Genomic DNA, 17763 nt, shown 5'->3' on the forward strand with positions numbered 1-17763 from the left:
TAAAGGGGTTTAGAGATGCGCGCCTATCAATGTGGTTCGTGCCTACTTGATAAATTTTCAACTACCAAATAGAACCACCACCCGCCGACAATAAAGAGACAAATTGCTACTGTAAGAAGCCACATTGACAGCATTCCTATCCATGGGTCGGATAAAGATGGCATCATCAGGAAAAGTAGTGAGATGATCAAAGAAGCTAGGAAGAAAACACCTGAATGGAAAAATCCAAGTACCATCTGCCTCAAATGACCTGTTCGCCTCATATTCTCAATCAGTCTATGTCCGGTTAAAGTCATTAAGATCGACAGCGCCGTCACCAAAAAACCGAGCATGGTTGCTGACACGCTTGCAATAACAGGAACCAAATTCACAAGCGTTTCTGGATGCCCCTTGATGGCAAACCAGACGAGCGGCAGGGCCACTACAGGACAGACTAAATTATACCCACGCATTTTCGCCATGGCCTATGCTTTCAAGGACGATTTCTTGGTTTTCATTCCAGCTTGCAATCAACGCATGGAGAATATCCGTTTCCGCCGGGTAGCGCCCGCTAAGCTCAACTACGACACTATCTGTAATCCGATCGGTTAACAGATCTATTGGATGGGTATCACCATCCTCGGAGACGTGAAACCTTGCAACAGAAACAACTCCGTGATCCATTAGTTCCGCAACAGTGTCCTTAAAACCGGAAGACAATCTTTGGAGTCTGGTATGTCGACCTCGCCCGAGCGAGAATCTCATGTACATCTGCATCCCCTCAGAGCTATTCATCAACGATACTATTTCCCTGGTAATAGCGGATTCACCCAAAAAATTAGCTGCAGGTTTTGCGATGCTTAACTCCACCATCTTAGGTTCAACATTTCCCCTCATCAAACGCCGCAAAGCATCTGGTTGAATAATTGGGTTAACACTAACCGTATCACCGATGGCCTCGGTCAAATAGTTGCCAAACTGAAGATAAGTTGACCCATACCCTTGATGCTGGTAAATCAAAGCGTTGTGAGTAATTGAATAGATAAAGAAGTTCTTTTCAATCAATCCCTCATCATCATCAAGGTTAAGCTCCCGCTCCTGGCCGCCAGGTCTGCTGGCATGAGGCAGATCATCAAAGCGAAGCTTACCTATGAATCCACGGATAAAATTTCCGCGCCTAGAAAGTCGGCGTAACTCAAATTTTGTACTTCTGCTCTCAACAGTTGGGGCTTGGCCTGCATCAATCCAACTTTGGAAGTAATCTGTGATGCTCCCCTCGAAATCGTTAGAGGTTCCAAAAGTATAGAAACCAATCTTGTATGTTTTGGATTCTGGCATTAGAACTTCCTTTCCATCATAAAGTAATAAAATGTATTGAAAACTTACTGCGCATACTGCGGGATTTAACGTAGTTACTATCGCCGGATTGAAGTTTTCGTTCTGGATCAAACATCTTGGGGAAAAATATTGACAGTTGGTGACTCATCAGGTGGATTTATTGCTTCCAGTCTTCTGCGCAGAGCAGCGATGATCTCCATTTTTGAATAACCTTTCTCAAGCAAATCTCGTACGAAATTGATCGTGTCTCCATCGGGCATGAAGAATTTGCCATACACTTCACCGATTATTTCAAGTATCAGCGGCCACAAATCGTCGAATTCAGTACCGTCCATTACGCGCAGCTCCATAGTGGTGATGAAACCAATTTAGAGTTTCTTGGGAATCAAGCCTTTTCCCCTTCGGCTCAATGCGGTGATCAATCAGCATACTGCTCCTTCAACATCCGATTGCTCAGGAGCGCGCCGAGCAGAACCAGAATCCCGCCGAGATACATCACACCCCACCCCCATTCGAGCGACACGCTATTGCTCACCGCAAGCGCCAGCCCGGCAAATGGATTGCCCTGTACATCGTGCGCGACCTTGTCCTGCATCTCGCTGATCTTTTGCGTGGCCATATACAGATCGAAGCTGATCAAACCAAGGCAGATAAACCCGAGGAACCCGGCGATTGGTCTTGATTTCCCCAGGGCGCCGAGCAGGATCAACCCCGCCAGAATCAACACATACAGGCCATCGCCGTGGCCGTTCTTGTAATAGCTGAACTTGAGCACGCCAATGCTGACAATCGGCATGAAACAGCCGGCGGCCAGCACGGCGGCTCCAATGAAGATCAGACCCAAATTCAACACGCTGAACGAACGGGATTTCGGCTGATCGTCTGCCACGTCGGGTTGCGGATCGCGCGGATAGCGGGCGTGCTGCGGGGCCGATGCCGCCTTTGCATAAACTACCCCGCAGTGGGGGCAAATGATCGCCGAATCGTCCGGGTTGCCTGTGCCGCATTTCTTGCATGTGATTGACATATTCGCTCCTTGTCGATTCCTTGAAGGCAGACGGATTCAAATCAGGTGGCCGGAATATTCCTGTCGCAATTATCCAGCGCCCGCTGCACGCGCTGCGCCGTACGGAAGGGATGAATGAACGCACTCACGGAAAGCCAGAGCGAATAGATGAATACAGGAAGTCCCGCCCAAAACACCAGCAGCGTTTTCAGGTTCGAAACGTGACCCAGCGACATGCCGATCGACGAGATCATGATGACCGCCGCTGACAGCCAGAACATGCCCCAGCCCAAGACGATATAGGTGAACCAGTTGAGCTTGGCTTTCAGCTGCTGTTCAGGCTCGGACCAGAAAATGGTGTCGCTTTTCCAAGCGCTGCGCAATTCCCGATGGGTAAAACCGCAGTGCGTCATCAGCCATTCCAGGGTCTCGCGGGTCGGCCGGTTGCAATGGATTTTGGTATCGCGGGCGAACTCTGCCTGGCGGCGTGATTCGGGTGTCTGTTCGCCCATATTGAAGGTTACGGGGGCATGGTTGTTGATGTCGCCACTGGCATGAAGACCATGAAAATCGCCGTTGACCCGTGCTGTTCGCTGTTCTTGTTTGGCAGTTGCCTGCTGAGATATTGCTTCTTCTTTTAGGGTCACTTCTTCCGCTCCTTGTCGCTGCTGATATTGAAGGTGACAGGCGCCGTATTGGTCGCGCCACCCTCGAAAACCTGTGCATTCATATTGCCGCCGACGCTGAACTTTGATGCCGCTGCCGACGGGGCATCGGCGCCCAGCAGCACGCGCAATGCCGCATCCCGTAGAGCCTGTGGGCTGGTTCGATACCGCTCCAGCAGCATGGTCTCGTCCGGTTGCATGGCTGTCGGCGATCGCTGACCGGTGAGGATGTAGAGCACATCGACACCAGCCTTAGCGACGCCAGACAAATACAGCGCATCTGGATATCGATCACCGGCCTCGTAGTTTGCCTGGGATCTACGCTGCACCTTTCCCAGCTCTGCGAATCCGGCCTGGCTTAAACCCAGCCGCTCGCGCTCTTCGCGTAGTCTGTCTGAAATTGTGTCCAAAAAGACGCACTCACCAGTTGACATGTGCACGTACGTGCATCATTATTAACTCACACCGTCCCACCAAGAACGGCAACTTAATCGACACGCGCCAACGTGTCGCGGCCCCTGACAAGGAGACCAACATGAAACTACGCACCGCCGACGAGGCCCGCGCCGAACTTCAGGCCAAGGGGATCTCGATCACCCAGTGGGCGCTGGCCAACAATTTTTCGCCCAATCTCGTGTTCGAAGTCTTGGGCGGCCGCAAGAAGTGCGTGCGCGGCCAGACCCACGAGATCGCGGTGAAGCTCGGCCTCAAGCGAGGCGAGATCTGCACCGATCCCGCCAAGGCGCTCGACAACGCCGCCGCCTGAGTCCAGCCGGAGCACGACGCCATGAACATCACCCGAAACCCTTATGGATTTCCCCAGGCGTTGCCCGTGATCGGCGCGTCGCGCGGGCCGCATCAAGATTGCCCGCCAATTCCTGCAGCCGATCCCGCGCCACAAACAAATGCCCACTTGCAACCGGTGATGGCCGCAGCGATTCGCGCAAGCCAGCCGAAAACTGGGGGCCGTCGATAATGCCGCGCTCTTCAAGCTCCACGGCCATGTGCAACATCACGCGCGTCACGGCCTCGATCCGTCCCGCCAATTCAGTGAAATCATTAGGCTGCATGCGCTGGTCTCCCCGTTGTTTTATCACGAAACCAGCCTACGGTGCGCAAGCAATTTTCACCAGATGCAAGCGCGGTTTCATTTTGGCGGGTGCGGCATGAGCAGAAATCGCTTATCGCCAAACCGCGCGCGCTTTTGGAAGCGGCATGTGCCGACCAGCCTCCGCGCCGCCGTGGACGACTCCCTGGCCTACGCGCTTGAAGCGCACAACCTCAGCGTGGAACAGATCGCCGAACTCATGAGCTACGGCAGTTTTTGGACGCTGTACAAACACCTGGCGGATCTCAATCTGAAACTCACCCAGGTGCGAGCCTTCGAGCATGCCTGCGGCATCGATCTGCTTTCGCGCTACTTCGCAGCCGGCGCCGGTCGGCTGGTGATCGACATTCCCACAGGTCGCGCCGCCAATGCCGAGGACATGCAGGCGCTGCAACTCAACATCAATCAGGCCGTAGGCGCGCTGCTGGCGTTCTATTCGGGCAAGGAAGGGGCGGATGCGACGCTCGCCGCCCTGACGACCAGCATGACCGAATTGGCTTGGCATCGGGAAAACGTGCGCAAGAGCGCCAGCCCGGAACTGCAACTGGAGGTGACCCCGTGAAAGAAGATTCGAAAGCCACGGGCGTCAATGCCAGCGCTCTGCAGGTGTTCAAGGTGTTGGATGTGCTGATGCGCCACTTCGCCCATGGCCTGACTCCGGGCGATCTCATTAAGGCGACCGGCATTTCCGGACCGAACATCACCCGTTATGTCGCGACTCTGGAGGCGGCCGGCTATGCCGAGCGCATTCCGGAGACGGGCCGCATCCGGCCAAGCATCCGGCTGGCCCAGAGCGCGATCGCCATTCTGGCGGACATGGACCGCCTGAGCGCCCGAGTCGATGAAATCAAATCCCGCTTAACCACCCGCTAACCGAAAAGGAGCCGACCATGGCACGTACGCCCCGTCAAACCGTTCTCGATCCCGTTGCCGTTCCGGATATCACCGAACAGGCCACCGAACTCGTGCGCGCCGCCGATGCGGCCGAACTGATGGTGAATGATGAAACCAAGGCGCTGGCGACCCGGCTGCGCTACAGCGGCAGCCTGAACCCGGCGGCGTTGGAAGATGGCATTGCCGAAGCCAAGGCGATGATCAACCACGGCCTGTTCACCCTGGGTGCCCGCCTGCTGCTGCTCAAGGAACAATGCGGTCACGGCGAGTTCATTGCCTGCCTGGAACGGCAAGGTATTGAGTTGCGACTGGCTCAGCGCACCATGAAAGTGACCGAGCGATTTTCAAAAACGGGAACGTTCCCGCTTTTGGAAAAACTGAGCAAAACAGCTTTGCTGGAGTTGGCTGTACTGGACGAGGAAGAAGCCGAGGATCTGGCTAATGGCATGGCGGTGCGTGGCATTGAGCCGGATGAAATGGATACGCTTTCATTCAAAGAATTGCGCAAACGCCTGCGCGAGGCCAAGGCCGATGCCGCCGCAAAGGATCGTCTGATCGCCAGCAAGAACGAGCGGCTGGATACCCTGGAAACGGAACTGGGCAGAAAGCGCGCGGCACCGCCGAAACCCGACGAACGCCTCGTCGAACTGCACGAGGAATTATCCCGGCAGGCGCTGCAAGCGGTGGCGAACCTCGATGCCGGGATCCGCGCGGTATTCACCCAGCTGGCAGACCACCATGCGGCGCATGGAGGCGACAGCAGCGCGCTCATGGCCGGGGCTCTGGAGCAGATCGACCGGGCGGCGCGTATGCTCAGGGAGGATTTCACCCTGACCGACGCCGGCGACGTGCAGGATTTCCTGGCCAGTCTGCAGTCCACGCCCGGGGCCAGCCGCCTGGTCGAGGGCGTGTGATGATGGCCGCCCTGTCGCCGGCACAGATCGATGCCTTGCTCGCGGCGCATCGCGCGGCCGAGGGTGCGGGTCACGGCCAGAAGGCGGCCATCTACCGCCGTACGGCAGAGTCCCTGGGCATGAGCCTATCCACGTTGCATCGCCACCTCGGCAGCATTGCCTTGCGCAATCCGCGCAAACGCCGCATCGACGCGGGTGGCTGCACGCTGGATCGGGCGGAGGCCGAGTTGATTGCGGCGACCATCGCCGAGTCGGCCCGGAAAAACGGCAAGCGGCTGTATTCCGTGGCCGATGCCGTCGACGTGCTGCGCGCCAACGGCATGTTGCGGGCCGAGTTCGTCGATACGGCGACCGGTGAAGTCCGCCCCCTGTCGCTGTCCGCCATCCGTACCGGGATGCGGCGGCATGGTTTGCACCCGGATCAGATCAATGCACCGGCACCGGCGGTGCAACTTGCCAGCCTGCATCCCAATCACGTCTGGCAGATCGATGCCTCGCTGTGCGTGTTGTACTACTTGAACAATGGCATGCACAGGGGCAAGGGCCAGCGGGAATCCGGCCTGCAGGTGATGGCGCAGGAGGTGTTCTACAAGAACAAGCCGAAGAACCTCGCGCGCATCGCCGCCGATCGGGTCTGGAGTTACGAGATCACCGACCATGCGACGGGCTGGATCTACGTGGAATACGTGCTCGGCGCGGAATCCGGCCAGAACCTGCAATCGGTACTGATCAACGCCATGCAGGAACGCAGCGCCGGGCAGGATGGCGTGTCCGGGGACGTGCTGCACGGCGTACCCGACATTTTGTTCATGGACCCGGGTTCGGCCAACACGGCCTCGAGCACGCGCAACCTGTGCCGCGCCCTGGGCATCCGGATGATCGCCCACGCGCCGGGCAATGCCCGGGCCACCGGGCAGGTGGAGAACGCGCGCAACATCATCGAGCGCAAGTTCGAGGCAGCGCTTAAGTTCCAGACGGTGGACAGCCTGGAGGAAATCAACCGGCTGGCCGCCAAATGGCGGGCGCATTTCAACGCCACGGCCGTGCATAGCCGTCACGGCAAAACGCGTACGGCCTACTGGCTCGGCATTACCGCGGCGCAATTGATCAAGGCACCATCGGTGGACGTATGCCGGGAACTGGCGGTGGCCGATCCGGAGAAGCGCAAGGTCAATCCGTTCCTGCGGATCTCGTTCCGGGGCGCGGAATACGACGTTTCCAGCGTACCCGGCGTTCAGGTCGGCGAAAACCTGCTCGTAACCCGCAACCCCTGGCGGGCGGATGCCGCGCAGATCGTGCTGATCGATGAAGCGGGGCGCGATGTGTTCCACGTCGTGCCGCGCGTCGAGAAGACGGATGCCGGCTTTGCCGTGAATGCCCCGGTGATCGGCGAAAGCTACCGTCGTCATGCCGATACCCCGGCGCAGCAGACCGCCGCGCGCCTGGAACAGATCATCACCGGTACCGAAAATGTCGAGGATGCGGCAGAGGCGCGCAAGGCAATCGCGAAGGGCAGAACGCTGCCCTTCGGCGGGCGGCTCGATCCCTTCAAGCATATCGACGATGCGGATATGCCCACCTTCCTGCCCAAGCGCGGCACCGCGCACGGTCTGAACAAGCCGCGCGTCACCGAGCCGCCGCTCAGCCATACCGAAGCGGCCTTGACGCTCAAGGCGCGTTTGCCGGGTTGGTCCGCTGCCCATTACCAGCACATCGTCCAGCTTTACCCCGAAGGCGTACCGGCCGAGGACGTCGATCACCTGCATGCCGATCTGCTGGCCCGTTTCCACGGGGCACCCGGCGAACTCAAGTTGGTGGGAGGCAGAGCATGAACGCCTCGCACAACGCCAACGACTCCCCCATTCAGCTGAAAGCCGTGCTCGTTGCACATGGCCTGTCGCAACAGGCGTTGGCCGTCGATCTCGGCATCAGCCGCAGTGCCATCACGGCGCTGTGCAGCAAAGGCCTCTGGCCGAAAAAAAACCGTGAGGCACTTCGCGAGCGCATCACGGCTTTCCTGGTTTCCCACGGAGTCGGCGCGGCAACGCTGACCACCGTATTCAATCCGGCCGCCTCATCCACAGAAGCAACAGCCGAATTCACCCATCCCAAAGAGGACAGAGACATGCTACTACGCAAACAGCCCTTGTTTCCAGCCACCAAAAAGCACTTTCAGATTTTCGCCGATCCCTTCGGCGAACTGCAGACCAGTGAAGAGGTATTCACCAGCCCCGACGTACGCTACGTGCGAGCCGCCCTGGCGCAGACGCTGACGAGCGAACGATTCATCGCCATCGTCGGCGAGAGCGGCGCGGGCAAATCCACCCTGCGACGGGATTTCATCGATCGCATCAGCCGCGAATCGCTGCCGGTGGTCGTGATCGAACCCTATGTGCTCGGGCTGGAAGAAAACGACCAGAAAGGCAAGAGCCTCAAGTCCACGGATATCGCCGCTGCCATCATCCGCACCCTCGATCCCAAGGCAGGCATCCGCATCAGCGCCGAGGCCCGGTTCGCCCAATTGCACCGCCTGCTGCGCGACAGCCGCCGCGCGGGGATGCGCCATGTGCTGATCATCGAAGAAGCCCACGGCCTATCGATCCCCACGCTCAAGCACCTGAAACGGTTCTACGAACTGGAGGACGGATTTTCCCGCCTGCTGTCGATCGTGCTGATCGGCCAGCCGGAACTGGCGCAAAAGCTGGCCGAGAACCGTCCGGATGTGCGCGAGGTGGTGCAGCGCATCGAGACCATCACGCTCGATCCGCTCGACGGTCATCTGGACGAGTACCTGAGCCATCGCCTGGAGCGTGCCGGGAAAGCCATCGACGATGTGATCGATCCCACCGGCATCGAGGCCTTGCGGTCGAAACTCACCGTGCCGGGACGGACGCGCGGCAGCACGGCCACCTCGCTCCTCTACCCACTGGCGGTGGGCAACCAGCTGACCGCCGCGATGAATCTGGCTGCCGAACTCGGTGCGCCGATCATCACGGCCGACATCGTCAGATCGGTATGAGGTACCCACCCATGAAAACCATCAGCACGCAACCGATTCCCTCCAGCATGCCGGGGCTGCCCGAACTCAAGGCCATGGGCGAACGGCGCGCCCGGCTGCCGCAACACGAAGCATACGCGGTGCGACTGGCCCGGGTACGGGATGCCCTGTTCATCCTGCAACGGCATGGCATCGACGTGATCGATATCGACATCAATCGGCCGAAGCCCGTGATCAGCATTCCCTATCTCAAGCGCAATGCCGTACTGGGCACGGCCGTGCCCTACCAGTTCGGGCGGGATACACGCGGACGTATCCGCCGTTTGCAGATCCAGCTCGAAGGCTGCCGCGTCGAGTGGGACGAGGCCGTGAATTAACGCCCGAACGAATCCATCAGGAGAAACCCATCATGTCGAATGAAACGAATATCCCCGAAGGCTACATGCGCAATGCCACAGGCCACCTCGTCCCGACGGACAAGGTCCGAGAACAGGACAGGCTGCGCGATGAAGTCACCAGGCGTTTGGTTTTGCGCGCCCTGCAAATCAGCAAGGAATTGGCGGATTTCAAGAAGCAGGCATTGGCAGAGATCGAGGATCTGATCCAGATCGCCGCCGATCGCTATGAAGTCACGATCGGCGGGAAGAAAGGCAACGTCTCACTGGCCAGCTACGACGGCCGGTACAAGATCGTGCGCAGCATCGCCGATCGGATCACCTTTGGGGAGGAACTGGAAGCCGCTAAGACGCTGATCAACCGCTGTATCGACCGGTGGAGCGAGGGGGCAAACGACAACATCCGTGCCCTGGTCGACCGCGCATTCCGCACAGACACCAAGGGCCAGATCAAGACAGCCGCTGTGCTCGAACTCTTGCGCTTGGATATCGATGACGCCGAGTGGCGGCGTGCCATGGAGGCGATCAAGGACAGCATCCAAACCACGGGCAGCGCTGTATACGTTCGGGTGTACGAGCGTGTGGGCGAGTCCGAGCAATACCGGGCCATCAGCCTGGATCTGGCATCAGTGTGAGGAATGCAACATGCAATGCGAATGCATCGAAAACATCGAAAAAATGCTGAAAGAAAGGCTGTCTGTACCCGGCAAGTTCAAAAAGCCATTGGCAGATGTGAAGCTGAAAGGCACGACGATCGTCATGCGTGGGCTGGATCTGGATTTGGTGACTTGCAATCCAATTGAAATCACGCTCGTCGGCCAGAAGAAGGCTGTTGAAAGCACGATGGCGCATACGTTTTGCCCATTTTGCGGGGTGCGTATCAATCCTGAAAAGGAGTCTTCGAATGAAACCCCAAATCAATAATCCCAGCGCCATGGGCAATTCGATCAATGCACAGGCGTCAGTCAAAAAGGCTGAGGCCGCCGTCATGCTCTACGTCTATCCGGATCGTCGCCTCGGTCGCGGCATCGAGCTACCTGTTAACGTTATCGTCATGGCCCACGGTCGCATGGGCTGTATCAACGAACTGGTCCGTCGCACGGCCACCCGGGACATCCAGCGGCAGTGCTATCGGCTGCCGCCGCAACCCCAGGTGATCGAAGGTCATCCCAATACGCTCCTGGATGATGCCGTTCAGTATATCGAGTGGGTGCGCGGTCTGCCGTTCGGCAAATCGATCGAATTCGCGAGGTTGAGATCATGACGCAGCACAACGATTCCCGCCAGGCGAGACTCGCCAAAATCCACATCGCCAAAAAGCAATTGGGCCTGGATGACGAAAGCTACCGTGCCGTGCTGATCCGTCATGGCGCGAAGAGGGAAACGCCATCCAGCCGCGATCTGACGATTACGCAGATGGATGGGGTATTGCGCGAGTTCACCGGCAAGGGCTGGATTCCCAAACCGCCGAAGACGACATCCGATGCTGCGGCGCAACCCAAACGCAAGCTGGCCCAACGCAAGCTGGCAATGGATGACGAGGTTCGCAAGATCCGCGCCTTGTGGCTGTTCCTGCATTCTGCCGGTGTGGTGCTGAATCCCGAGGAATCGGCCCTCGCGCGTTATGCCAAGCGGATCGCGGGCATCGACGATCTGCACTGGGCCGATGGCCGTCAGTGCAACCGGCTGATCGAGACCCTCAAGGCCTGGGGCGTTCGCACGCTGCCGGGTGTGTTGATTGCCCGGATCGGGGCATTGCAGTCCCTGGGCCTGATCGATGCCGGAATACCGGCGGCCGACGTGCTGGCCAAACTGCTCGCGCATCCCACCCGGCGGCCCGATACCTTCGATGCCCTGCGGGGAGCGTTTGCCTATCTGGACGATCTGGAATCGAAGCGACTGCCGAATCGCCCGGCATGACCGGGAACAGGGGAGGAAAATCATGGCACAGCAAGAACTACCGCCGTCCCGTCTGATGCGCGATGCGCCGGACCTGTTGCGTGATCTGTTCGATCAGGCCGCCCATCTGGCGCGCCAACAGGGTCTTGCGCCGGAACCCGCCGATCAGCTGGCACTGGAACTCGTCGATGTGATGGCCGCGAACTGGGGCGGACGGCACATCAATTTCCCTAAGGGCGTCACTCTGCGGATGATCCAGCGCGACCTGGCCATCTGGCGGGAATTCGACGGCAGCAATCACAACGAATTGGCGACGCGCCATGGCGTGACCACGGTTTGGGTCTATGCCGTGATCCGCAAGATTCGCAAGATGATTCGTCAGGATCGCCAGCCGGGCCTGTTCGATCCGGTCGACCGACTGGAGCATGATCGATAGTCCGCCCGCGCCCATCGGCGTAGAATCCCCTCTCGGCGTTTCCTTCGGAAAAACCGACCCATTGCTCATCTCGGCGCGACAAATCGTTTTTGACGCCTTTTGACCACGTCAAAAAACCGATTTGCCCTTCATGCCGCCATCGGATCGCACATCGCGGCTCATTTCACTCTATAAACGCCATTAAAAGACGCCGACCGCGCGTATCCCGATACTGGGCTCATTCAATCAGAACGAGCGCCGGTCATGCCCAAGCAAGTACTGCCCATTCATATCTTCAAGGCCGGTCGCCAGATCACGGCGGCGGGTGAAGTCATCCAGTTTACCGAGGGTGATCTCGCGGCCAGTGCCAAGGCCTACGACCCGAAACGGCATGAAGCGCCGTTCGTGATCGGTCATCCCAAGACGGACGATCCGGCAAAGGGCTGGGTGCACGCGCTCAGCCATACCGATCGCGGTCTGTTTGCGCTGCCGGACCGGATCGATCCCGCATTTGCCGAGCAGGTCAACCGCCGTGATTACGGCAAGGTATCCGCCAAGTTCTATCGCCCGGACTCGCCACGCAACCCTGTGCCGGGCGTTTGGTACTTGCGCCACGTCGGTCTGCTCGGTGCCGAGCCGCCGGCCGTGAAGGGGCTGGACGATCCGGCGTTCTCCGAGGTTGAGGACGATTGCGTCCTGTTCACCGAAGGCCTCGATCTCCCCAACGATGCCATGCCCGCTGAAGTCGCGATGACCGATGTCGTGCCCGCTGATCATTCAACCCCGACCGATCCTGCTGCCCTAAATCCGGCAGCTCCCTCGCCAACCCAAGCCGACCCGAACCCGGAGGAAACCGCCGTGACCCCTCAAGAAGCCGACCGTCTGAAGTCCGAGAATGCCACGCTGACCCAGCGCCTGGCCGATATGGAGGCCGCACAGCAGAAAGAAGCGGCGGACCGCCGTCATGCCGACAACGTGGCCTTTGCCGAAACCCTCAGCCAGGAAGGGCGCATCAAGGCCGATCATGTTCCGCTTATGGCCGCTGTTCTGGATACGGTGCAGGCCCCCGACGCCGAGGGCCATTCGGTCGCCTTCGGCGAGGGCGACGATGCCCAACCGATGCACAAGGTTCTGCGGGTATTTCTCTCGGCCTTGCCGACCGCCGTCGAATTCGGCGAGGTCGCGACCAAGGATCGGGCTGCGCCGGATGCCGAGGACGACAGCGTGCAATACGCCGAGGGTACCGACCCGGGCCGCATCGAAGCCGACAAGAAAATCCGCGCATACATGAAAACCCACAACGTCGATTACCGCACCGCCGCCCAAGCGGTCATGAAGTAATCGCCACCGTCATCAGCCGATCAGGAGAACCCCATGAGCCGTCTTTCCAAACTGCGTATCGTCGATCCGGTACTGACCCAACTGGCCATCGGCTACAGCAACGATGCCCTCGTGGCCGAAACGTTGTTCCCCATCGCCCCCGTCGATAAGGAAGGCGGGAAAATCCCGAAATTCGGCAAGGAAAGTTTCCGCCTCTACAACACCGAACGCGCGTTGCGGGCCAAGAGCAATCGCATTCAACCCGAGGACATCGGCGGCATCGACGTGGTGCTCGACGAACACGATCTGGAGTATCCGATCGACTATCGCGAGGATGCCGAGGCGGCATTCCCGCTCCAGGCGCATGGCACCAACGTGGTGACGGAAGCCATCCAGCTGCGTCGCGAGAAAATGTGCGCCGACCTGGCCCAGAATCCGGCCAATTATCCCGCCGGTAACAAGATCACCCTGTCGGGCACCAGCCAGTTCACCCATGCCGATTCGGATCCGGAAGGCGTGATCGACGATGCCAAGTCCGCCATCCGCGGCAAGATCGCCAAGAACCCGAACACGATGGTGATCGGCGATGCCGCCTGGCGTGCCCTCAAGCGCAATCCGCAGCTCAAGGCCATTCTGGCCGACACCCGGCCGCGACTGGTGCAGCTGGCAGACCTGAAACAGATTTTCGAAATCGAGAACATCGTCATCGGTCGGAGCGTGTACGTAGCCGACAACGCCGATACGTTCTCCGACATCTGGGCGGACAACATCGTTCTGGCCTACGTACCGATGACCGCAGGCGGCAGCCGCACGCCCTATGAGCCGAGCTATGGCTACACCCTGCGCAAGCGGGGAAATCCCACGGTCGATACGCGCACCGAAGACGGCAAGCTGGAGCTGATCCGGGCCACCGACACCTATCGACCGTATCTGCTGGGTGCGGAAGCCGGCTACCTGATCAGCGATACCAACGTTTGATCCGGTTTGCCTGAAGCCAAATCCGTCACGTAAGGAGTCATCACCATGGCGAACAAACGCACTGCCGATACCGCCGCTGCCTCCACCCCGGTCGAAGATACCCCGGTCGAAACACCCCAAGCCGGACAAACCCCGGAGGCATCAACCGAAACCGGCAGCCCGGCACAGCAGTCCACACCGCCCGGCGATTTCGTCGCCGTCGAACCGCTGCTGCATGACGGCGACCGATACGCCCCGGGCGATTCTTTGCCCGAGCTGACGGAACGACAGGCGACTGATCTGCTGAAGGCCGGCGTCATCATCCAGGGCGTATCCAAGACCTGATCTGCCGAATGAACGAGCCCAGTACCCGGTCCAGATGGCCGGGACCATGACCTCAGAGGAGCCAACCGATGAAAACCTATCAACCGATTCTGACCACCTCGATCACCGCTGCGGCGGATCTCACCATCAACCGCTTCATCGGTTTCGATGGCAACCCGTGTGCCGCGGGCGCCAAGGCCATCGGCGTCGCCGAACTGGATGCGGCGGCCGGAGAACAGGCCACGGCGAACAGTCTGGGCGTGATTCTGGTGGAAGCCGGCGCGGCGATCACCGTGGGCGATCCGGTGGAAGCCGATGCCAATGCCTGTGCGATCCCCCTGTCCGCCGGAGCGAACAATGGCCATGCCCTGGATGCCGCCGCAGCTGCCGGTGACGTCATCCGCATTCTGCGCGGCATCTGAACGGATTAAGGCTCGATCCCATGACCGGTTACGCCACCATCGACGACATCGCCCGCGCCGCCACCGGCGGTTGGGATGAATTGGCCGAGCGCGCCATCCCGGATCCGCGCGTCGATGGCACGTTGCTGCAATTGACGGTGACGGGCGGCGATCGCAGCGGCTATGCCGCCGAGGTGATCGCCCTGGCCGACGATGCCCTAGTCTGGCTGAGCGAGGTGCTGGCCGGTGCCGGTCGTCATGCCGACACCTACCTGGCGCCCCGATATCAGGCCGTGATGCCGCTGTCGGATGAATTGATCGGCAGTTCGGACCTGCCGGCCGCCGTAGCTGCCATTGCCCTGCGCCGACTGTATGGCGCCCAGTTGCCGGACGCCATTCGCAAGGGCACCGATTGGGCGGATACCTATCTGCGCGATCTGTCCGCCGGTCGGGCCAGCCTGGGTGTGGCCGATACCCAGACGGCGCAGGTACCGGGCCGCATGTCGGTGCAGACCGCCAAAAAATCCTTTGATTGGGAGCGTTACTGATGCAACTCGACCATGGACAAAGCCAGCTCGTCGCCGACGGGTCGACGCAGCGCATCGACATGCCGGGCGCACCCTGGACGGCATGTCTTTTCCCCGCGGCCGGCGCCACGGCGACGGTACAGATCAGTGCCACGCCCTTGCACATCGGCGGTGTACCCGTGCCGGAAGGCAACATGCGCTGGGTCGATCTGCAGACGAGTATCGCCGAACCGACGTCCGTCACTTTTCCCGGGCCGGTAATGGCCGTTCGGGTACTGGCCACCGGCGGTGACGTGACGCTGGATTTCATCGACAGTGAGACCTGCTGATGCCTGTCATCGTGTATCCGCAAACGAATCTCACGCCGGTACTGAACGCCATTGCCCAAGGCGGCGGCGGAGCAGCGGCCCTGCCGCCGGGTTACATGGCCGCCTATCTGCCCGATGCGATCCCCGCAGGCTGGATTCCGCTCGACAACAGCCAGTCTCCCGTTATTGCGGATAACCCCGTGCTGTATGCCCTGTTCGGCGATCGCTACAACAACCCGGTCGACGAGTTGACCACCCGGGCCCAGGCGGCCAGCCTGATTCCGGCCATGACCGCCGACAATGCACCGGCGGGTTATGTGTCCAGCGCATCGACGGTCTATGCCGCGGGTTATGAAGCATATCGGGCATTCGATGGGACAACGGGCTCGGATTCGGCATCAAACTGGATCACGGCCAGTGGCGTGATGACCGGTCAGTTGAAGATCGTACTGCCTGCTGCCCAAGGACTGACGAAATACGCCATCGTCAGCCGGGCGGGCACGGGGGCCGAACCGAAGGACTTCACGCTGGAGGGCTCTACCGATGGGGGTTCAACCTGGATGGTGCTGGACAAGCGCACCGGAGAGGTCGGCTGGGGCGATGCCGGATCCAGCCGAACCTACGAACTCGATGCGAGCAAGCTCGATGGCGAATACAACGCCTTTCGGCTCAATGTCACCGCCTCGGACGGTTCGACTTATCTCGCCATCAGCCAGCTGATCCTGTATGGCGGCCATCCAGTCATTTCGCAAACGCCGTCTGGGGCCTTCGGTTTACCCAATCTCAAATCCTCACCTGCCGGATTCACGGGCGGCGTGTGGTGCGTGAAGGCCGGTTGATATGGCATTCATGGGAATTGAGGCCGAACTCGTCGCGCGGCTGGAAGGAATCATGCCGGAGGAAGTCAAGGTACTCACGGCGCAGGATCTGGCGAATGTCAAGGAACAGACCCAGCCAGCCCCGGCCGTGCATGTGATCTACCTGGGATACAAGCCCATCGAAACCCACCCGATCGTGGTGTTGGGCGAAACCTGGATGACGGTGATCGTGGTACGCAATGCCCGAACCCTGAAAACCGGTGAAGCCCTGCGTTTGAACGCCGCGCCGCTGATGGATACCGCCTTCGATGCCCTGAACCGCTGGCGCCCGGCATCGGGCTACAAACCATTGCAGATTGCCTCGGCACCCCTGCCGACCTACCAGAACGGCTACGGATATTTCCCGCTTGTCTGGAGCACTTCGTTCAACCACATCAGCGCCTGCGAGGAGGCATCATGAAAAAAGTCAAACTGCTCAAACCCCACACCCATGAAGGCGTGGAATATCCCAAGGATACGGTTCTCCTCCTATCGAACAGCGATGCCGCCTGGTGTATCCCCATGGAGATCGCCGAAGAGGAGAAATCCGCCGCACCGGCGGCCAATGAGAAACCAGCCGACGATCCGGCCCCTGTACCGACCCCATCATCCACCGCCAATGCGAAAAGCCAGGCAAGCAATCAGGAGACTAAAGCATGATCACCAAGAAAATGATCTGGGACGGACAGGGCCCGGTGTACTTCGGCAAATACGACCCGATCAACGGCACGCCGGAAATGGGTTACCTCACCAACCTCTTGCCGATCGGCTGTGGTACCAGCAGCTTCGTCACGTCGCCGAAAATCGAATACGACACACTTAAGGAAACCTGTTCCGGGCAACGACTGGATCTTTCCCGCCGGATCAAGGGCAAGTCGCTGGATGTGAAACTGACGATGCTGCAGTTTGATGCACAGGCATTCGCCCGGGCATTTTTCAGTGAGTTGCTGATCGTGGATCCCGGCAGTCAAACCGGGGAAAAGCTGCCGGCGAATCTGAGTGCCGGCGAATACTTCTTCCTCAAAAACACGAAAGCCAGCGCCGTCGTGTTGACCGACAGCAATGGCACGCCGGTGACCTTGGTTGCGGGCACTCATTACAAGCTGATCGACGCGGACCAAGGCATTTATCAGGTGCTGGATTTCAGTACGCTGACCACGCCCATCAACGTCGCCTACAGCAACGACACCCATGTGAACGTGGCCGCAATGACCAGCACGAAGGTCAGTACCGGCGTGCTTTTCACCGGAAAGAACCAGGATGGCGACAAGGGCCGAGTCATCATCCCGCAAGCCGATCTCAATCTCGATGGGGATTTCGGCTGGATCTCCGACACCGCAACGCCGCTGACGATGTCCGGCCCTGCCGTATATAGCCAGGAACTGGACGTTCCCGGTTCCCTGTTCGGGCCGTACATGCAGGTCAAGTGGATGCCGGCCGCCTGATGACGGCACGTCG

29 protein-coding genes are annotated in these 17763 nt (G+C 59.5%); 22 read left to right on the forward strand and 7 right to left on the reverse strand.

Features of this window, described 5'->3' with window-relative positions; genetic code table 11:
• Positions 1 to 26: 26 nt before the first annotated feature.
• From A9404_RS13260 to A9404_RS13490, 6 genes are all read right to left on the reverse strand, one after another.
• Positions 27 to 461 (reverse strand): DUF2254 domain-containing protein, encoded by a 435-nt coding sequence (locus A9404_RS13260; RefSeq protein ID WP_156521171.1) that lies wholly within the window; start codon positions 459 to 461, stop codon positions 27 to 29.
• Positions 439 to 1317, reverse strand: a complete 879-nt coding sequence (locus A9404_RS00370; RefSeq protein ID WP_066097637.1) for a DUF6731 family protein — start codon at positions 1315 to 1317, stop codon at positions 439 to 441. Before A9404_RS00370 ends, A9404_RS13260 begins: the two co-directional genes overlap by 23 nt.
• Before the next feature lie 107 nt (positions 1318 to 1424).
• Positions 1425 to 1652: a hypothetical protein gene (locus A9404_RS00375; RefSeq protein ID WP_156521172.1), complete on the reverse strand. Its 228-nt coding sequence runs from the start codon at positions 1650 to 1652 to the stop codon at positions 1425 to 1427.
• Between the two features lie 83 nt (positions 1653 to 1735).
• On the reverse strand, positions 1736 to 2161 hold the full coding sequence (locus A9404_RS00380; protein ID WP_156521173.1) for a hypothetical protein: 426 nt from the start codon (positions 2159 to 2161) through the stop codon (positions 1736 to 1738).
• A gap of 224 nt (positions 2162 to 2385) precedes the next feature.
• Entirely contained in the window at positions 2386 to 2970 is a 585-nt protein-coding gene (locus A9404_RS00385; protein ID WP_066097643.1) for a hypothetical protein, read from the reverse strand.
• Positions 2967 to 3317: a hypothetical protein gene (locus A9404_RS13490; protein ID WP_197490369.1), complete on the reverse strand. Its 351-nt coding sequence runs from the start codon at positions 3315 to 3317 to the stop codon at positions 2967 to 2969. The genes A9404_RS00385 and A9404_RS13490 overlap by 4 nt, the downstream gene beginning before the upstream one ends.
• 206 nt (positions 3318 to 3523) lie before the next feature.
• Here A9404_RS13490 and A9404_RS00395 point away from each other — a divergent pair, with 206 nt between their 5' ends.
• Positions 3524 to 3754 carry a DNA-binding protein gene (locus tag A9404_RS00395; protein ID WP_066097647.1) on the forward strand — a complete coding sequence of 77 codons (231 nt, stop codon included), beginning with the start codon at positions 3524 to 3526 and terminating at the stop codon, positions 3752 to 3754.
• Positions 3755 to 3782: 28 nt separating this feature from the next.
• Here the strand turns inward: A9404_RS00395 and A9404_RS00400 are convergent, their stop codons facing one another.
• A complete protein-coding gene (locus tag A9404_RS00400) occupies positions 3783 to 4058 on the reverse strand; it encodes a hypothetical protein (protein ID WP_156521174.1) in 276 nt (91 codons plus the stop codon).
• 147 nt (positions 4059 to 4205) lie between these two features.
• On the opposite strand from A9404_RS00400, the gene A9404_RS00405 reads away from it, so the two are divergent.
• From A9404_RS00405 to A9404_RS00505, 21 genes are all read left to right on the forward strand, one after another.
• Positions 4206 to 4658 carry a hypothetical protein gene (locus A9404_RS00405; protein ID WP_197490370.1) on the forward strand — a complete coding sequence of 151 codons (453 nt, stop codon included), beginning with the start codon at positions 4206 to 4208 and terminating at the stop codon, positions 4656 to 4658.
• Complete coding sequence (locus A9404_RS00410; RefSeq protein ID WP_231880927.1) at positions 4655 to 4969, forward strand: MarR family transcriptional regulator; 315 nt, start codon at positions 4655 to 4657, stop codon at positions 4967 to 4969. Before A9404_RS00405 ends, A9404_RS00410 begins: the two co-directional genes overlap by 4 nt.
• A 17-nt stretch (positions 4970 to 4986) precedes the next feature.
• Entirely contained in the window at positions 4987 to 5904 is a 918-nt protein-coding gene (locus A9404_RS00415) for a hypothetical protein (protein ID WP_066097651.1), read from the forward strand.
• Positions 5904 to 7736 (forward strand): DDE-type integrase/transposase/recombinase, encoded by a 1833-nt coding sequence (locus A9404_RS00420; protein WP_082922613.1) that lies wholly within the window; start codon positions 5904 to 5906, stop codon positions 7734 to 7736. Before A9404_RS00415 ends, A9404_RS00420 begins: the two co-directional genes overlap by 1 nt.
• Complete coding sequence (locus A9404_RS00425; RefSeq protein WP_156521175.1) at positions 7733 to 8923, forward strand: ExeA family protein; 1191 nt, start codon at positions 7733 to 7735, stop codon at positions 8921 to 8923. Before A9404_RS00420 ends, A9404_RS00425 begins: the two co-directional genes overlap by 4 nt.
• Positions 8924 to 8934: 11 nt before the next feature.
• Entirely contained in the window at positions 8935 to 9279 is a 345-nt protein-coding gene (locus tag A9404_RS00430) for a hypothetical protein (RefSeq protein ID WP_066097653.1), read from the forward strand.
• A 32-nt stretch (positions 9280 to 9311) separates the two neighbouring features.
• Complete coding sequence (locus A9404_RS00435; RefSeq protein WP_066097655.1) at positions 9312 to 9932, forward strand: DUF3164 family protein; 621 nt, start codon at positions 9312 to 9314, stop codon at positions 9930 to 9932.
• Positions 9933 to 9942: 10 nt separating this feature from the next.
• Positions 9943 to 10221 (forward strand): hypothetical protein, encoded by a 279-nt coding sequence (locus tag A9404_RS00440; RefSeq protein WP_066097657.1) that lies wholly within the window; start codon positions 9943 to 9945, stop codon positions 10219 to 10221.
• Positions 10202 to 10561: a hypothetical protein gene (locus tag A9404_RS00445; RefSeq protein WP_156521176.1), complete on the forward strand. Its 360-nt coding sequence runs from the start codon at positions 10202 to 10204 to the stop codon at positions 10559 to 10561. Before A9404_RS00440 ends, A9404_RS00445 begins: the two co-directional genes overlap by 20 nt.
• Positions 10558 to 11217, forward strand: a complete 660-nt coding sequence (locus tag A9404_RS00450; RefSeq protein ID WP_066097661.1) for a gp16 family protein — start codon at positions 10558 to 10560, stop codon at positions 11215 to 11217. Before A9404_RS00445 ends, A9404_RS00450 begins: the two co-directional genes overlap by 4 nt.
• Before the next feature lie 22 nt (positions 11218 to 11239).
• Complete coding sequence (locus tag A9404_RS00455; RefSeq protein ID WP_066097663.1) at positions 11240 to 11632, forward strand: Mor transcription activator family protein; 393 nt, start codon at positions 11240 to 11242, stop codon at positions 11630 to 11632.
• Positions 11633 to 11875: 243 nt separating this feature from the next.
• A complete protein-coding gene (locus A9404_RS00460; RefSeq protein ID WP_066097665.1) occupies positions 11876 to 12952 on the forward strand; it encodes a hypothetical protein in 1077 nt (358 codons plus the stop codon).
• A 33-nt stretch (positions 12953 to 12985) separates the two neighbouring features.
• On the forward strand, positions 12986 to 13909 hold the full coding sequence (locus tag A9404_RS00465) for a major capsid protein (protein WP_066097667.1): 924 nt from the start codon (positions 12986 to 12988) through the stop codon (positions 13907 to 13909).
• A gap of 45 nt (positions 13910 to 13954) precedes the next feature.
• Positions 13955 to 14233 (forward strand): DUF7210 family protein, encoded by a 279-nt coding sequence (locus A9404_RS00470; protein WP_066097669.1) that lies wholly within the window; start codon positions 13955 to 13957, stop codon positions 14231 to 14233.
• A gap of 68 nt (positions 14234 to 14301) precedes the next feature.
• Positions 14302 to 14634, forward strand: coding sequence for a DUF2190 family protein (locus A9404_RS00475; RefSeq protein WP_066097671.1), 333 nt, complete (start codon positions 14302 to 14304; stop codon positions 14632 to 14634).
• 20 nt (positions 14635 to 14654) lie between these two features.
• Positions 14655 to 15161, forward strand: coding sequence for a phage protein Gp36 family protein (locus A9404_RS00480; RefSeq protein ID WP_066097673.1), 507 nt, complete (start codon positions 14655 to 14657; stop codon positions 15159 to 15161).
• Positions 15161 to 15469, forward strand: a complete 309-nt coding sequence (locus A9404_RS00485; RefSeq protein ID WP_066097675.1) for a hypothetical protein — start codon at positions 15161 to 15163, stop codon at positions 15467 to 15469. Before A9404_RS00480 ends, A9404_RS00485 begins: the two co-directional genes overlap by 1 nt.
• The gene (locus A9404_RS00490; protein ID WP_066097677.1) at positions 15469 to 16287 is read left to right on the forward strand and encodes a discoidin domain-containing protein; all 819 of its coding nucleotides are present in this window, start codon (positions 15469 to 15471) and stop codon (positions 16285 to 16287) included. The genes A9404_RS00485 and A9404_RS00490 overlap by 1 nt, the downstream gene beginning before the upstream one ends.
• Before the next feature lies 1 nt (position 16288).
• Positions 16289 to 16726, forward strand: coding sequence for a phage tail terminator protein (locus A9404_RS00495; protein ID WP_066097680.1), 438 nt, complete (start codon positions 16289 to 16291; stop codon positions 16724 to 16726).
• Positions 16723 to 16965 carry a DUF7210 family protein gene (locus A9404_RS00500; protein ID WP_066097682.1) on the forward strand — a complete coding sequence of 81 codons (243 nt, stop codon included), beginning with the start codon at positions 16723 to 16725 and terminating at the stop codon, positions 16963 to 16965. The genes A9404_RS00495 and A9404_RS00500 overlap by 4 nt, the downstream gene beginning before the upstream one ends.
• A complete protein-coding gene (locus A9404_RS00505) occupies positions 16962 to 17750 on the forward strand; it encodes a phage tail tube protein (RefSeq protein ID WP_066097684.1) in 789 nt (262 codons plus the stop codon). The genes A9404_RS00500 and A9404_RS00505 overlap by 4 nt, the downstream gene beginning before the upstream one ends.
• The last annotated feature ends 13 nt before the right edge of the window (positions 17751 to 17763 follow it).

The sequence above is a fragment of the Halothiobacillus diazotrophicus genome, from assembly GCF_001663815.1.
GTDB classification, from domain to species: domain Bacteria; phylum Pseudomonadota; class Gammaproteobacteria; order Halothiobacillales; family Halothiobacillaceae; genus Halothiobacillus; species Halothiobacillus diazotrophicus.

What these genes read in the sequence shown, in the direction of transcription:
- A9404_RS00470 (WP_066097669.1), top strand. Translation starts at nt 13,955, where the DNA reads ATGGCGAACAAACGCACTGCCGATACCGCCGCTGCCTCCACCCCGGTC.
- A9404_RS00460 (WP_066097665.1), top strand. Translation starts at nt 11,876, where the DNA reads ATGCCCAAGCAAGTACTGCCCATTCATATCTTCAAGGCCGGTCGCCAG.
- A9404_RS00450 (WP_066097661.1), top strand. Translation starts at nt 10,558, where the DNA reads ATGACGCAGCACAACGATTCCCGCCAGGCGAGACTCGCCAAAATCCAC.
- A9404_RS00375 (WP_156521172.1), bottom strand. Translation starts at nt 1,652, where the DNA reads ATGGACGGTACTGAATTCGACGATTTGTGGCCGCTGATACTTGAAATA.
- A9404_RS00370 (WP_066097637.1), bottom strand. Translation starts at nt 1,317, where the DNA reads ATGCCAGAATCCAAAACATACAAGATTGGTTTCTATACTTTTGGAACC.
- A9404_RS00440 (WP_066097657.1), top strand. Translation starts at nt 9,943, where the DNA reads ATGCAATGCGAATGCATCGAAAACATCGAAAAAATGCTGAAAGAAAGG.
- A9404_RS00425 (WP_156521175.1), top strand. Translation starts at nt 7,733, where the DNA reads ATGAACGCCTCGCACAACGCCAACGACTCCCCCATTCAGCTGAAAGCC.
- A9404_RS00455 (WP_066097663.1), top strand. Translation starts at nt 11,240, where the DNA reads ATGGCACAGCAAGAACTACCGCCGTCCCGTCTGATGCGCGATGCGCCG.
- A9404_RS00415 (WP_066097651.1), top strand. Translation starts at nt 4,987, where the DNA reads ATGGCACGTACGCCCCGTCAAACCGTTCTCGATCCCGTTGCCGTTCCG.
- A9404_RS00395 (WP_066097647.1), top strand. Translation starts at nt 3,524, where the DNA reads ATGAAACTACGCACCGCCGACGAGGCCCGCGCCGAACTTCAGGCCAAG.
- A9404_RS00430 (WP_066097653.1), top strand. Translation starts at nt 8,935, where the DNA reads ATGAAAACCATCAGCACGCAACCGATTCCCTCCAGCATGCCGGGGCTG.
- A9404_RS00475 (WP_066097671.1), top strand. Translation starts at nt 14,302, where the DNA reads ATGAAAACCTATCAACCGATTCTGACCACCTCGATCACCGCTGCGGCG.
- A9404_RS00490 (WP_066097677.1), top strand. Translation starts at nt 15,469, where the DNA reads ATGCCTGTCATCGTGTATCCGCAAACGAATCTCACGCCGGTACTGAAC.
- A9404_RS00420 (WP_082922613.1), top strand. Translation starts at nt 5,904, where the DNA reads ATGATGGCCGCCCTGTCGCCGGCACAGATCGATGCCTTGCTCGCGGCG.
- A9404_RS00435 (WP_066097655.1), top strand. Translation starts at nt 9,312, where the DNA reads ATGTCGAATGAAACGAATATCCCCGAAGGCTACATGCGCAATGCCACA.
- A9404_RS00400 (WP_156521174.1), bottom strand. Translation starts at nt 4,058, where the DNA reads ATGCAGCCTAATGATTTCACTGAATTGGCGGGACGGATCGAGGCCGTG.
- A9404_RS00500 (WP_066097682.1), top strand. Translation starts at nt 16,723, where the DNA reads ATGAAAAAAGTCAAACTGCTCAAACCCCACACCCATGAAGGCGTGGAA.
- A9404_RS00480 (WP_066097673.1), top strand. Translation starts at nt 14,655, where the DNA reads ATGACCGGTTACGCCACCATCGACGACATCGCCCGCGCCGCCACCGGC.
- A9404_RS00465 (WP_066097667.1), top strand. Translation starts at nt 12,986, where the DNA reads ATGAGCCGTCTTTCCAAACTGCGTATCGTCGATCCGGTACTGACCCAA.
- A9404_RS00485 (WP_066097675.1), top strand. Translation starts at nt 15,161, where the DNA reads ATGCAACTCGACCATGGACAAAGCCAGCTCGTCGCCGACGGGTCGACG.
- A9404_RS00505 (WP_066097684.1), top strand. Translation starts at nt 16,962, where the DNA reads ATGATCACCAAGAAAATGATCTGGGACGGACAGGGCCCGGTGTACTTC.
- A9404_RS13260 (WP_156521171.1), bottom strand. Translation starts at nt 461, where the DNA reads ATGGCGAAAATGCGTGGGTATAATTTAGTCTGTCCTGTAGTGGCCCTG.
- A9404_RS00495 (WP_066097680.1), top strand. Translation starts at nt 16,289, where the DNA reads ATGGCATTCATGGGAATTGAGGCCGAACTCGTCGCGCGGCTGGAAGGA.
- A9404_RS00445 (WP_156521176.1), top strand. Translation starts at nt 10,202, where the DNA reads ATGAAACCCCAAATCAATAATCCCAGCGCCATGGGCAATTCGATCAAT.